This window comes from Shinella sp. 838 (genome assembly GCF_029623935.1).
In the GTDB taxonomy this organism is placed as follows: Bacteria; Pseudomonadota; Alphaproteobacteria; order Rhizobiales; family Rhizobiaceae; genus Shinella.
Genome location: NZ_JARSBQ010000001.1, coordinates 1,299,305 through 1,311,691 on the forward strand (window position 1 = coordinate 1,299,305; position 12,387 = coordinate 1,311,691).

Genomic DNA, 12,387 nt, shown 5'->3' on the forward strand with positions numbered 1-12,387 from the left:
CCGCCATGAGCAAGGAATACGGAGTCGGCATCATCGGCTGCGGCAACATTTCGAGTGCCTATTTCAGGCTGATCCCGACGTTCAGGAACCTGAGGCTCGTCGCCTGCGCCGACATCAACCCTGCCGCATCCAGAGCGCGGTCGGAGGCGTTCGGCGTGGAAGCGCAGGAGATCGAGGCGCTGCTCGCCAACCCTTCCGTCGATGTCGTCGTCAACCTGACGGTGCCGGAGGCACACTACCCGGTCTCGAAAAGGGCGCTGGAGGCCGGAAAGCATGTCTATTCCGAAAAACCGTTCGTGCTGACGCTGGAGCAGGGCGAGGATCTCCGTCGCATCGCCGATGCCAGGGGGCTGAAGGTCGGTTCGGCGCCGGATACCTATCTTGGCGGCGCGCACCAGTTCGTGCGCCATCTCATCGACAGCGGCAGGGTCGGCAAGATCATGTCCGGCACCGCGCATGTGCTGGGGCCGGGCATGGAGAGCTGGCATCCGAACCCGGACTTCTTCTTCGCGCCGGGTGGCGGGCCGGTCCTCGATATGGGGCCTTACTACGTCAACAACCTCGTCAATCTCGTCGGGCCGGTGCGGCGCGTCGTGGCGCTCGCAAACCGGGCGTATGAGGCGCGCACCATCGGTAACGGTCCCCGTCTCGGCGAGAAGGTGCCGGTGGCCGTCGCGACGAACATCCATGCCATCCTCGACTTCGTCAGCGGCGCGCAGGTCTCGCTGATGGCGAGCTGGGACGTCTGGGCGCATCGCCACCAGAACATGGAACTCTACGGCACCGAAGGCGCCGTCTTCGTGCCTGATCCGAATTTCTTCGGCGGCACGGTGGAGGTCGCCGGCACGGACCGCGAGCCTGTCGCGGTGGAGGTTTGGGACCACCCGCTGACGGCGCAGAACTACCAGTTCGACTGGGGCCGACAGGCGAACTACCGCGGCATCGGCCTTGCCGACATGATGGAGGCGGTGACGACCGGCCGCGACTATCGCTGCTCGCTCGACCGCTCGCTGCACACGATCGACGTCCTGACCGCGATCCTGCGCTCGGCCGGGGAGGGCAGGGCGGTGGATATCGTGACGACCTGCACGCAGCCTGCGGCGTTGGGCATCGAGGAGGCGCGGGCGCTTTTGCGGTAATATTGTCCGCGGCCGCCCCTCATCCGGCCTGCCGGCCACCTTCTCCCCGCAAGCGGGGCGAAGGGGACATGCCGCACCGTTCTCCCCAGCCAATACCCGTTCGTGGGGCAAGTCCCCTCTCTCCGCTTGCGGGGAGAGGGGGAAAAGCCTCTTGTCGCGATGCGCAGGAGAGCGGTATTGAGACTCGCCACGAACGAACGAAGGAATTTATCATGGCCTGGCAGCCTGCGGAAAACCGTTACGACACGATGACCTACAACCGGCTGGGACGGACCGGCCTGAAGCTGCCGGCGATCTCGCTCGGGCTCTGGCACAATTTCGGCGACGACACGCCGCATGACCGTAAAGTCGATATGTGCCGCACTGCCTTCGACCTCGGCATTACCCATTTCGACCTCGCCAACAATTACGGCCCGCCACCCGGCACGGCCGAAATCGCCTTCGGCGAGATCCTGCGCACGGATTTCGCCCATCTGCGCGACGAGCTGATCATTTCCTCGAAGGCCGGTTACGACATGTGGCCGGGTCCCTATGGCGAGTGGGGCAGCCGCAAGTACCTGATCGCCTCCTGCGACCAGAGCCTGAAGCGCATGGGTCTCGACTATGTCGACATCTTCTATTCCCACCGCTTCGATCCGGAGACGCCGCTCGAAGAAACCTGCGGCGCACTCGACCATATCGTGCGCTCCGGCCGCGCGCTCTATGTCGGCATCTCCTCCTACAATTCGCAGCGCACCCGCGAGGCGGCGGCGATCCTGAAGGACCTTGGCACGCCCTGCATCATCCACCAGCCGAGCTATTCCATGCTCAACCGCTGGATCGAGACGGATGGCCTCGTCGATACGCTGGATGAACTCGGCATCGGTTCCATCGTCTTTTCGCCGCTGGCGCAGGGCATGCTGACCGCGAAATATCTCGGGGGCATTCCGGGTGACAGCCGCGCGGCGCTGAACCACTTCCTCAAGACGGACTTCATCCGCCCCGAGATCATCGACAATGTCCGCAAGCTGAACGAGATCGCCGAGCGGCGCGGCCAGACGTTGGCCCAGATGGCGATCGCCTGGGTGCTGCGCGGCGGACGCATCACCTCCGCGCTGATCGGTGCCAGCCGCTCCGCGCAGATCGTCGACTGCGTCAAGGCACTGGAAAAGCCGGACTTTACCGCGGAAGAACTGGCTGCGATCGACACCTACAGCCAGGGTGCGGACATCAACCTCTGGAAGAAGTCCGCCGAACTCGACTGACGGGATGGCTCGCCCGGCCGCAAGGCCGGGCGAGCACCTCATCCGCTTATCCCGCCTTGCGGGCCCAGAGCGGGAAGGGGTCCGGCAGGTTTGCCCAGCGGGCAGGCTCGAATGTTTCCGCCTCGACAAGACAGGCGTCCAGCCGGCGGCGGAGCGCGGCTTCATCCATCGGGTCCGCGCCGATGAAGACGAGCTCCTGCCGCCGGTCGCCCCAGACGGGATCCGAGGCGCTGGCAATGGCCTCCACTGCCGCCCGATCCTGCGGCCAGTGCTGGCGCGGCACGGCGGCCCACCAGAGACCGAGCCGGCCGCTCCGGACCAGCGCGCCCGCCTGGCTCAGCTCGCCGACATGGTGCGGCCGGGTGGCAAGCCAGAAGAAGCCCTTGGCGCGGACGACGCCGGGCCAGGTCTCGCCGAGGAAGGCCTTGAAGCGGGCCGGATGGAAGGGTTTCTTCGCACGGTAGACGAAGGAGCGGATGCCGTATTCTTCGGTCTCCGGCACATGGTCCCTGAAGCCGTGCAGTTCCTTGAACCAGAGCGGGTGTTCGCTCGCCTTCTCGAAATCGAAGCGGCTGGTGCCGAGGATGTCGGCGAGCTCGACGCGGCCGAAATCCGTTTCGACGATGCGGGCGGAGCTGTTGAGGCTGCCGACGATCTGGCGTGCCGCGCGAAGGTCGTCGGGGCTCGCCGCGCCGGTCTTGTTGAGCACGATGACATCGGAAAATTCGATCTGTTCGACGAGCAGTTCCACCAGCGTGCGCGTGTCGCCTTCGCCCGCCGTTTCGCCGCGATCGGCGAGAAAGTCCTCGGACGCATAGTCCTTCAGCAGGTTGGCGGCATCGACGACCGTCACCATCGTGTCCAGCCGGGCGACATCCGACAGGCTCAGGCCGTTCTCGTCGCGGAAATCGAAGGTGGTGGCGACGGGCAGCGGCTCGGAAATGCCGCTCGATTCGATCAGCAGGTAGTCGAAGCGGTTCATCTCCGCCAGCCGGCGGACCTCGGCGAGGAGGTCGTCGCGCAGCGTGCAGCAGATGCAGCCGTTCGTCATCTCGACGAGCTGTTCGTCGGTGCGTGAAAGGTCGGCCCCGCCGTCGCGGATGAGGGCGGCGTCGATGTTGACCTCGCTCATGTCGTTGACGATGACCGCGACACGCAGGCCGCTGCGGTTGTTCAGAACATGGTTGAGCAGCGTCGTCTTGCCGGCGCCGAGGAAGCCGGAGAGGACGGTGACGGGAAGGCGGTTGTCCATGGGCGATTGCCTCTTAATGTTATACTATTACATTTTTGGGGCCGAAAAAGGCGGGATGCTCCCGCCTCGTTCGTGTGTTCATCCTATCGACCGGTTCGCACCGCATTTCCGGGCTTGCCCCGGCTACCCGGCCGGCATGCCCGATCTTGGATGCCCGGATCAGGCCCGCGCATGACGGAGGAAGGTGAGCGTGCCGTGCTCACCGGTCGGGGAGCGGATCACGGGTCCATTCCGGGTCGCACTCAGCCTTTCTGACCGAGGCAATCGCGCAGCGAGGTCGCAATGCTCCGCATCAGGGTGAAGTAGAGGTCCGCGCCGGGCTCCAGCGTGGCGGCTTCCGGGTCGAGCGTTCCGGATTTCGCGTCGGTGCCTTCGATGACGACGTTCACCAGCTTGGGTTCGAACTGCGGCTCGGCGAAGACGCAGGTTGCGCCAAGCGTCTTCACCTTCTCGCGGATTTCCGTGAGGCGGGCGGCGCCGGGCATGGTTTCCGGGCTGACGGTGATGGAGCCGGCGGTGGCCACGCCGTAATGGTGCTCGAAATACTGGTAGGCGTCGTGGAAGACGATGAAGGGCTTGTCCTTCACGGGGGCGACGGTTTCCGCGATCTCCTTGTCGAGTGCGCCGAGCTTCTCGGTGAGCGCCGCAAGGTTCGCCTGATAGGCGGCGGCATGGTCGGGATCCTTTTCCGACAGGACACGGGCGGCTTCGGCGGCGATGGCGCGGGCATTGTCCGGGCTCAGCCAGAGATGCATGTCGAAGGTGCCGTGTTCATGCCCTTCGTGCCCGGCTTCCCCGGCATGGCCGCCGTCTGCCTCCTTGCCGTGGTCGTGGCCTTCCTCGCCATGGGCGTGATCGTGTCCGTCCTCGCCCTCATGGTCATGTGCCTCGAACGGGCCACCTTCACGGAAGGGCAGTTTTTTGAGGCCGGGCGCATCCTCCAGTTCCACGACGGTCGCCTTGCCGCCGAGCGCTTCAAGCGGCTTTTCGAGGAAGGCTTCGAGGCCGTGCCCCACCCAGAAGACCACGTCCGCATCCTGCAGGGCAGCCGCATTGGACGGCTTCAAGGCATAGGTATGCGGCGAGGCGCCGCCCTCGACGATCAAGGCCGGCTCGCCGACGCCCTGCATGATCGCGGTGACGAGCGAATGGATCGGCTTGATCGACACGACCACGTCAGGCGTCTCGGCCCGCGCGGCGATGGTGCCGGCGGAAAAAAGCGCTGTGGTGAGGAGGAGGGTGCGAACGGCCTTTTGCATGGGGATCTCCGTCTTGAACTGCAATGTAATGTTATTACATCAATTGCGTTATGCTATAACGTGTGCCATACCCTGACGCAACAGGCTTTTGGAAAAATGATGCTGCAGACCCCCACCAAGACCGTCCAGCCGCTCGTCTCGCTTGCGGGCGTCGGCGTTCGTCGCCAGGGCCGCTGGCTCGTGCGCGGCGTGGAGTTCTCCATTGCACCGGGCGAGATCGTCACATTGATCGGCCCCAACGGGTCCGGCAAGTCGACGACGGCCAAGACGGCGATCGGCGTGCTGAAGGCCGACGAGGGCCGGGTGGAGCGCAAGGCCGGCCTCAAGGTCGGATACGTGCCGCAGAAGCTGTCGATCGACTGGACCATGCCGCTCACCGTTGACCGGCTGATGACGCTGACCTCGCCGCTGAAGGGCGCGGAGATCGATGCCGCGCTGGAGGCGACCGGCATCCGGCATCTCGCGCGCGCAGAGGTGCAGCACCTGTCGGGCGGCGAGTTCCAGCGTGCGCTGCTGGCCCGGGCGATCGCCCGCAAGCCGGACCTCCTGGTGCTCGACGAGCCGGTGCAGGGCGTCGATTTTTCCGGTGAGATCGCGCTCTACGACCTCATCAAGACGATCCGCAACACCACGGGCTGCGGCATCCTGCTGATCTCGCACGACCTGCATGTGGTGATGGCGGAGACCGACACCGTCATCTGCCTCAACGGCCATGTCTGTTGCCGCGGGACGCCGGAGACCGTGAGCCAGAGCCCGGAATATCTGAAGCTGTTCGGCGCCCGTGCCGGCCAGACGCTCGCTTTCTACAACCACAACCACGACCATACGCACCTGCCGGACGGCCGGGTGCTGCATGCCGACGGCTCGATCACCGACGATTGCCGGCCTGAAGACGGGCGCTCCGTCGATATCCTGCCGACCGGCGGGCGGGCAGGGCCGATGCGCATCGGCCATGTGCATGGCCCGAACTGCGGCTGCGACCACGGACCGGCGCCGGCCCGCAGCGGCGAGGAGCGGCGCGATGCTTGACGATTTCTTCATCCGTGCCCTCGTTGCCGGCGTGGGACTGGCGATCACCGCCGGGCCGCTCGGCTGTTTCGTCGTCTGGCGGCGCATGGCCTATTTCGGCGACACGATGGCGCATTCGGCGCTGCTCGGCGTCGCGCTGTCGCTGTTGATGGAGTTCAACCTTCTGCTCTCCGTTTTCATCGTCGCCGCGTCCGTCTCGCTTCTCCTCCTGCTGTTGCAAAGGCGTGGCACGCTTTCCACCGACGCGCTGCTCGGCATCCTCTCGCATGCGACGCTGGCGATCGGCCTCGTCATCGTCTCCTTCATGACCTGGGTGCGCATCGACCTCGTCGGCTTCCTGTTCGGTGACATTCTCGCCGTCACGCGCGCCGACGTGGACCTCGTCTGGGGCGGCGGCGTGCTCGTCACCTTCGCCATTATCTGGTTGTGGCGCCCGCTGATCGCCTCGACGGTGAACCCGGAACTGGCGGAGGCGGAAGGCCTGCAGCCGGAACGCACGCGGCTTGCCTTCATGCTCCTGATGGCACTCGTCATCGCCATCGCCATGAAGATCGTCGGCATCCTGCTGATCACCTCGCTGCTGATCATTCCCGCGGCCACGGCCCGGCGCTTTTCCACGAGCCCGGAGATCATGGCGGTGCTCGCCTCGGTCGTCGGGGCACTCGCCGTTGTCGGCGGGCTCTTCGGTTCCTTGAAATTCGACACGCCCTCAGGTCCCTCGATCGTGGTTGCAGCCCTGGCTCTGTTCATTCTAAGCCTGCTCACCAGGCCGAGGACGAGCGGAGCGGATCATTCGCCAGCAAGCCAGGGAGGTCGGGCATGACCACGCAACCATTGACGCGCAACCAGGGCCTCGTCTTCGACGTGCTGTCGCATTCCGAAGGCCCGCTGAGCGCCTATTCGATCCTCGACAAGCTGCGCGACAACGGGTTTCGTGCACCGCTGCAGGTCTACCGGGCCCTCGACAAGCTGCTGGAATTCGGCCTCGTGCACCGGCTCGAAAGCATCAATGCCTTCGTCGCCTGCGCCCATCCGGAGGACGGCTGTCACGCCCACGGCATCACCGCCTTCACGATCTGCGAGACCTGCGGCAAGGTCACCGAGTTCCATGACCACGTCATCGAGGACCGGCTGAAGGGCTTTGCGATGGACCGCAATTTCAAGACCGGCAAAACGACGATCGAGATTCGCGGCACCTGTGCGGGCTGTGCCTAGAGCGCTTCCGCCGAAGCGTGAGCGCTTCGGCTGGCTCGGCTGGAGGTCTCAACCCGCCTTCTTGTCGAAGATCGCCTCGACGGCGCGGATGGTCGAGGGGCCGAACTGGCCGTCGATCGCGCCGGAATAGACGCCTGCCTCGACCAGCCGCTGCTGGAGGGCCTTGCGGAACTTGAGCGACCAGGCCGTGGTGTTGTCCTTCATCTGGTAGCGCGCACCCTGGTGGCCGAGGCGAAGGGCTTTCTCCATCCAGGCCGCTGCCGTGACGGGATCGTTTTCCGTGTCGATGCCGTCGAGAATGGCGGCAGCGTTCTGGGCGCCCTGGCCATTGCCGTTTTCCGCGGCCTTCGCATACCATTTCAATGCTTCCTGCTTGTCCTTGCGCACCGCGCGGCCACGTTCGTACATGGTGCCGATGTTGTTGTAGGCCTGCGCGTTTCCGGCATCGGCGGCTTTCCGGTACCATTCCAGGGCCAGTGCATGGTTCTGCTTGACCCCGTCGCCGTTGGTCAGTGCGAAGCCGAGGCTGGTCATGGCTTCGGCGTTGCCGGCCTCGGCGGCCTTGCTGAACCAGCGGTAGGCCTCCTTCTTGTCCTTGGCGACACCCAGCCCTTCATCATAGAGGAGGCCGACCTTGTTCATCGCGAAGGCATTGCCGAGGTCCGCGGATTTGCGGAACCAGCGCATGGCCTCGGCGCGATCCTGCGCCGTGCCTTCGCCATTCTCGTAGAGAATCGCAAGATTGCGCATCGCCTGGTGGTTGCCGAGATCGGCGGCCTTGCGATACTGCACCAGCGCTTCGGCAAAGCGGCCGCCATTGTCCAGCGCCCGGCCGAGCTGGTAGGCGAAGCGCTTTTCGTCGGGATTCTCGCGTATCGCCGCCTCGCAGGCCGGTATCGCGCGGGCGAAATCGATCTTGTAGAAATCGACGCCCTTGGCGGCGGCCAGCTTGAACGGGTCGTTCTCGGCGGCCGCCAGGCGGTCGCATTCGGTTTCGCCGGATGTTTCCTGCCGGCTGACGGCGGGGGCGAGCGCGGCCATGCGCTGGCGGGCGATGTTGGTAAAGGCGCAGGCCGGGAAAAGGCGCAGATGATCCTCGAACATCGCCTTGTCCTTGCTCTCGCGGATTTCCGCCCAGTGCGCGCTCGCATCCCGGCAGGGATCGCCCTGGCCGATGGCGCTGCCGGCGGCGTCGGATGCACGGCCTTCGCCGAGCACAACCGTCTCGAACAGCGAACCCGTCTTGAACGGGCGTTGCCTGCCGTCCGTCGCCTCGAACACGTCCTTGGCGACCGCGCGCAGCGCCGCCTCGATCTCCAGCCCCGGCGTGACGAGGTGGCGGGAAAGCGCCGCGGCATAGGGGCTCATCGCGCCGTCGCCGTCGAGCGCCACGTCGCCGGGCGCAGTGGCATAGCCGATCAGCATGTTGCTTTCGGCGCTGTCGACGCGGGCGAGGCCCCGGGTGGGGATGCCACGGGTGGAGGGCCGCTTCATCGAGGTGAGGAACGGGTTGTCGCGACAGGCATCCAGCAGCACGAGCTTCAGCTTCGTGGCGCCGGCCAGCGCATGCAGGAGGTCGTCGAGCAGGATCGTCTCGTATTTGACGTCGCGGTCCGAGGCGAGCTTCGCATCGACGGGGATGAGGAAATTGTCGCCGCTCACCTCGATGCCATGGCCGGAATAGTAGATGAGGCCGATATCGGCACCGGCGACCTTTTCCTCGAAGCCGGCAAGGGCCTGCGACATCGCCGCGCGGCCGGCGTTCTCGAGCACCGTCACCTCGAAGCCGGCCGTCTCCAGCGTCGCCTTCATCGCCGTGATGTCGTTGGGCGGGTTCTTCAGCTCCGTCGCCGGCGCGGCATAGGTGGCATTGCCGATCAAAAGGGCGGCCTTGCGCGCGGCAAGGGCCGGCTGGCCGATGACGACGGCAAGAAGCAGGATGGCGAGACGAAGCAGCATGGTCCCCTCACGCGGCCTTCATGGCGAGGAGAAGTATGCCGCAACCCTGTCGGGCGGGGAAGTTTTTCCGGTGGATTTTTCCGGTCGAATACCGGGATCAGAGCGCCTTGAGGCCGATCTTGAAGCGCTGCCAGTTGCGCACATAGCTTTCGGCGGAGCGCCTGAGCCCGGCAACCGCCTCGTCGTCCAGCGTGCGGATCGCCTTGGCGGGCGCGCCGACGATCAGCGAGTTGTCGGGAAACACCTTGCCTTCCGTCACCAGCGCATTGGCACCGACGAGGCAGTTCTTGCCGATGACCGCACCGTTCAGCACCGTCGCACCCATGCCGATCAAGGAGTTGTCGCCGATGGTGCAGCCGTGGATGATGGCGCTGTGACCGATCGTGCAGCCTTCGCCGATCGTCACTGGTCTGCCGGGATCGACATGCACGATCACGCCCTCCTGGATGTTCGAGCGTGCGCCGACGGTGATCGGCTCGTTGTCGCCGCGCAGCGTGGCGCCGAACCAGATGCCGACATCCTCGCCGAGGACGACCCGGCCGATGACGTTCGCATCCGGCGCCACCCAGTAGCGGTCGCCTTGGGGAAGGCTCGGGGCGTGGTCGTCGAGGGCATAGAGCGGCATGGTTTCCTCCGGCAGGTCTGATTCCTGCCGTCACTCTAGCACCGGTGAAGGAGGGCGGGGAAAGGCCAGGGTGGTTTTTCCGGGCCATATGGAGTATGAGCCGCGCCATGACGAACGCAGCCACATTCTACCAGCAGGCCGTGACAACGGGGACGAAGATTTTCGCCACCGCGCCGATGATCGACTGGAGTGATCGCCACTACCGCGTCTTCGCGCGCCAGCTCACGACGAACGCGCTGCTCTTCACTGAGATGATCGTCGCGGATGCGATCCTGCGCGGCGACCGCGAACGACTGCTCGGTTTCGACGCCGTGGAGCAGCCCGTCGCGCTCCAGCTCGGCGGCAACGATCCGGCAAAACTGGCCGAAGCGGCGCGGATCGGCGAGGGGTTTGGTTATGCCGAGATCAACCTCAATGTCGGCTGCCCGTCGGACCGGGTGCAGTCCGGCACGTTCGGCGCCTGCCTGATGCGCGAGCCCCAGCTTGTCGCCGATTGCGTGGCGGCGATGAAGGCGGCGGTTGCCATTCCTGTCACGGTCAAATGCCGCATCGGCGTCGACGACCAGGATCCGGAGGTGGCGTTGCGCGAGCTTGTTTCGCGCGTGAGGGCCGCCGGGACGGATGCCGTCTGGGTCCATGCCCGCAAGGCCTGGCTGCAGGGGCTCTCGCCGAAGGAGAACCGGGACATTCCGCCGCTCGACTACGGCCTGGTGCGCCGGCTGAAGGCGGAGAACCCGGACCTTTTCGTCGGGCTCAACGGCGGGCTTCACACCCTGGGGCAGGCGCTCGAAGAGATGACGGGGCTGGACGGCGTCATGCTCGGGCGGGCTGCGTATCAGGATAGCGGCATCCTTGCGGGCGTGGATACTCTTTTTCTGCATCCGCTCCAGACGGCTGGTCGCCTATCCGATCCGAAGGTTCTTTCCACGGAGCACTGGGAAGCGGTGCGGGATGCGATGATGGCCTATGCGGGCGGGGTGATCGCCCGCGGCGGACGGGTGGCGCATGTCACGCGGCACATGATCGGGCTCTTCCAGGGCTTTCCGGGCGCGCGAAAATACCGGCAGATCCTGTCGACCGACGCGACGAAGCCGGGGGCGGGGCCGGAGGTGATCGCGGCGGCCTTCGCGGCGGTGCTGTCCGCCAGGGCCGAGACGGCCGCGGCGGCGGAATAGCGCTTTCTGTGCATCGCCTTGCGCCGACCACAATTTCGTCCCCTAGGGGTCGGAGAGTTTGTTACAGAGACGACGCAGTGCAAAAAGACGGACAGGTGGCCGCGTGATCGATCCCTACGCCATGCTCGGAATAGAGCGCGATGCCGACGACAACCAGGTGAAGGCGGCCTATCGCAAGGCCGCCAAGGGCATGCACCCGGATTCCGGCGGCGACGCGGACCAGTTCGCCCGCCTGCAGACCTGCTACGACCTTTTGCGCGATCCCGTGCGCCGAAAGGTCTTCGACGACACCGGCTTCGACCCGCAGCTCGCCGATCCGCGCGACCTCAAGGGCCTGATGCTGCTCGAACCGCTGGTCAACGACGTGATCCTCGACGAGCGCGAGCCCGGCAGCTTCGATCCGCTGGCGGCGATGCGCCGAAAACTCTCCGACGACATCGTCAAGAGCCGCTTCCACATCCTCGAGCTGGAGCGCCACCGCAACCGCGTGCGCCAGCATATCGACCGGCTCGGCCGCAAGCCCGGCACGGATTTTCTCGGCTCCATGCTGCGCGCCCGTTCGCAGTCGATCGCCGAGGCGATCCGCAATGCGGAGGGGCAGATTGCGGTCATCGAGCAGGCCTATTCCATGCTGGAGGGCTATTCCTACGAGCTGGCGGCGGCGCTCGAACCGCTGCCGGTCGAGGTCAAGGGCGAGGCGGCGGAATAGGCCGCCCGCGCCGTCTCAACGGGGCAGCGGCGGCTCGTCGCCCTCGTATCGCACCGGCAGCCTGTTTTTCGCCCGCGCGGTGGCGAAGGCGCGGTACTCCGCAAGCGCGGCGCCGCGCAGGAGCGGACGGGCGGCCTCCACCGCGGCGTCCTGAAGGGCGCGGGTCTCGCGCCAGGGCGAGGCGAAGGCGAGCTTTCCGCGGGAATTGCCGAAATCCCTGACAGCACGCACGATCTGGACGAAATCGTCGAACAGGCGGCGCTGCTCCGCATCGAGATGGTCGAGGCAGCAGGGTTCCTGCGTGTCGTGGAAGAACCGGGCGCAGTACCCGCGGCGGCGGCAGTTCCGGATGCGGCAGACGCGCTGCGGCAAGGCCAGCATCTCGGCCGCGCGCACGAGGAGGGCAAGGTCGGACGGGGGAGGCTGGGGGCGATCGGCCATCGGGGCTCCTGTCGGGGTTGGGGCGGATGCCGCGCCGGCCCGCGCCGGTTGCGCGCTGCACGGGACTGCGGCCCTGCCGAGGGGGGTGTGCCGGGGTATCCGGTTCACCGGAAAGGCTTTCCGATCCCGTTTCTATCGCATCGTCCGGCGGCGAAGCGGTCTCGTTTCAGCCGGACGGGCTCTTGCGCCCGCCTCCCGGCTTCGCCGCCGTCTGCGGCGCGGGAAGGGGCGCTCCGGCCGGGCGGGCGCGGGCGGTGCGCCGGTTCCGGGGAGCGTGCGGACAGGCGTTCGCCTTCCCGCGCGCAAAAAATGCGCCGGGGTGCGGGCATCGGGCTTCGGA

General features: G+C 66.1%; 12 protein-coding genes. 7 read left to right on the forward strand and 5 right to left on the reverse strand.

Annotation, left to right across the window (positions count from 1 at the left end; all coding sequences use genetic code 11):
• Positions 1 to 5 precede the first annotated feature (5 nt).
• Positions 6 to 1,139, forward strand: a complete 1,134-nt coding sequence (locus P9A16_RS06150) for a Gfo/Idh/MocA family protein (RefSeq protein WP_023515920.1) — start codon at positions 6 to 8, stop codon at positions 1,137 to 1,139.
• Between the two features lie 212 nt (positions 1,140 to 1,351).
• Positions 1,352 to 2,383 (forward strand): L-glyceraldehyde 3-phosphate reductase, encoded by a 1,032-nt coding sequence (mgrA, locus tag P9A16_RS06155; RefSeq protein WP_023515516.1) that lies wholly within the window; start codon positions 1,352 to 1,354, stop codon positions 2,381 to 2,383.
• 46 nt (positions 2,384 to 2,429) lie between these two features.
• On the opposite strand, the gene zigA is transcribed toward mgrA, so the two are convergent.
• The gene (gene zigA / locus P9A16_RS06160) at positions 2,430 to 3,635 is read right to left on the reverse strand and encodes a zinc metallochaperone GTPase ZigA (RefSeq protein WP_023515517.1); all 1,206 of its coding nucleotides are present in this window, start codon (positions 3,633 to 3,635) and stop codon (positions 2,430 to 2,432) included.
• A 242-nt stretch (positions 3,636 to 3,877) separates the two neighbouring features.
• Positions 3,878 to 4,894 (reverse strand): zinc ABC transporter substrate-binding protein ZnuA, encoded by a 1,017-nt coding sequence (gene znuA, locus P9A16_RS06165; protein WP_023515518.1) that lies wholly within the window; start codon positions 4,892 to 4,894, stop codon positions 3,878 to 3,880.
• 99 nt (positions 4,895 to 4,993) lie between these two features.
• Between znuA and P9A16_RS06170 the strand changes: the two genes are divergently transcribed.
• From P9A16_RS06170 to P9A16_RS06180, 3 genes are read left to right on the forward strand one after another with little or no spacing between them, the layout of a single operon-like run.
• Positions 4,994 to 5,923, forward strand: a complete 930-nt coding sequence (locus P9A16_RS06170) for an ATP-binding cassette domain-containing protein (protein ID WP_023515519.1) — start codon at positions 4,994 to 4,996, stop codon at positions 5,921 to 5,923.
• Positions 5,916 to 6,746: a zinc ABC transporter permease subunit ZnuB gene (gene znuB, locus P9A16_RS06175; protein ID WP_023515520.1), complete on the forward strand. Its 831-nt coding sequence runs from the start codon at positions 5,916 to 5,918 to the stop codon at positions 6,744 to 6,746. The genes P9A16_RS06170 and znuB overlap by 8 nt, the downstream gene beginning before the upstream one ends.
• Entirely contained in the window at positions 6,743 to 7,138 is a 396-nt protein-coding gene (locus P9A16_RS06180) for a Fur family transcriptional regulator (protein ID WP_023515521.1), read from the forward strand. Before znuB ends, P9A16_RS06180 begins: the two co-directional genes overlap by 4 nt.
• Before the next feature lie 48 nt (positions 7,139 to 7,186).
• Here P9A16_RS06180 and P9A16_RS06185 read toward each other — a convergent pair whose 3' ends face one another.
• Both P9A16_RS06185 and P9A16_RS06190 read right to left on the reverse strand, forming a co-directional pair.
• Complete coding sequence (locus tag P9A16_RS06185) at positions 7,187 to 9,097, reverse strand: caspase family protein (protein ID WP_023515522.1); 1,911 nt, start codon at positions 9,095 to 9,097, stop codon at positions 7,187 to 7,189.
• 97 nt (positions 9,098 to 9,194) lie between these two features.
• Entirely contained in the window at positions 9,195 to 9,722 is a 528-nt protein-coding gene (locus tag P9A16_RS06190) for a gamma carbonic anhydrase family protein (protein WP_023515523.1), read from the reverse strand.
• A gap of 107 nt (positions 9,723 to 9,829) precedes the next feature.
• Between P9A16_RS06190 and dusA the strand changes: the two genes are divergently transcribed.
• Together dusA and P9A16_RS06200 are read left to right on the forward strand one after the other, a co-directional pair.
• Complete coding sequence (gene dusA, locus P9A16_RS06195) at positions 9,830 to 10,897, forward strand: tRNA dihydrouridine(20/20a) synthase DusA (RefSeq protein ID WP_023515524.1); 1,068 nt, start codon at positions 9,830 to 9,832, stop codon at positions 10,895 to 10,897.
• 121 nt (positions 10,898 to 11,018) lie between these two features.
• Positions 11,019 to 11,606 carry a J domain-containing protein gene (locus P9A16_RS06200; RefSeq protein ID WP_130515702.1) on the forward strand — a complete coding sequence of 196 codons (588 nt, stop codon included), beginning with the start codon at positions 11,019 to 11,021 and terminating at the stop codon, positions 11,604 to 11,606.
• 15 nt (positions 11,607 to 11,621) lie between these two features.
• On the opposite strand, the gene P9A16_RS06205 is transcribed toward P9A16_RS06200, so the two are convergent.
• On the reverse strand, positions 11,622 to 12,047 hold the full coding sequence (locus P9A16_RS06205; protein WP_024270462.1) for a hypothetical protein: 426 nt from the start codon (positions 12,045 to 12,047) through the stop codon (positions 11,622 to 11,624).
• Between the last annotated feature and the right edge of the window lie 340 nt (positions 12,048 to 12,387).

Bases quoted from the DNA above. Each gene is read 5' to 3' on its own strand.
- P9A16_RS06185 (WP_023515522.1), bottom strand. From the start codon at position 9,097: ATGCTGCTTCGTCTCGCCATCCTGCTTCTTGCCGTCGTCATCGGCCAG.
- mgrA (WP_023515516.1), top strand. From the start codon at position 1,352: ATGGCCTGGCAGCCTGCGGAAAACCGTTACGACACGATGACCTACAAC.
- P9A16_RS06200 (WP_130515702.1), top strand. From the start codon at position 11,019: ATGCTCGGAATAGAGCGCGATGCCGACGACAACCAGGTGAAGGCGGCC.
- P9A16_RS06205 (WP_024270462.1), bottom strand. From the start codon at position 12,047: ATGGCCGATCGCCCCCAGCCTCCCCCGTCCGACCTTGCCCTCCTCGTG.
- P9A16_RS06180 (WP_023515521.1), top strand. From the start codon at position 6,743: ATGACCACGCAACCATTGACGCGCAACCAGGGCCTCGTCTTCGACGTG.
- zigA (WP_023515517.1), bottom strand. From the start codon at position 3,635: ATGGACAACCGCCTTCCCGTCACCGTCCTCTCCGGCTTCCTCGGCGCC.
- P9A16_RS06170 (WP_023515519.1), top strand. From the start codon at position 4,994: ATGCTGCAGACCCCCACCAAGACCGTCCAGCCGCTCGTCTCGCTTGCG.
- P9A16_RS06150 (WP_023515920.1), top strand. From the start codon at position 6: ATGAGCAAGGAATACGGAGTCGGCATCATCGGCTGCGGCAACATTTCG.
- P9A16_RS06190 (WP_023515523.1), bottom strand. From the start codon at position 9,722: ATGCCGCTCTATGCCCTCGACGACCACGCCCCGAGCCTTCCCCAAGGC.
- znuA (WP_023515518.1), bottom strand. From the start codon at position 4,894: ATGCAAAAGGCCGTTCGCACCCTCCTCCTCACCACAGCGCTTTTTTCC.
- znuB (WP_023515520.1), top strand. From the start codon at position 5,916: ATGCTTGACGATTTCTTCATCCGTGCCCTCGTTGCCGGCGTGGGACTG.
- dusA (WP_023515524.1), top strand. From the start codon at position 9,830: ATGACGAACGCAGCCACATTCTACCAGCAGGCCGTGACAACGGGGACG.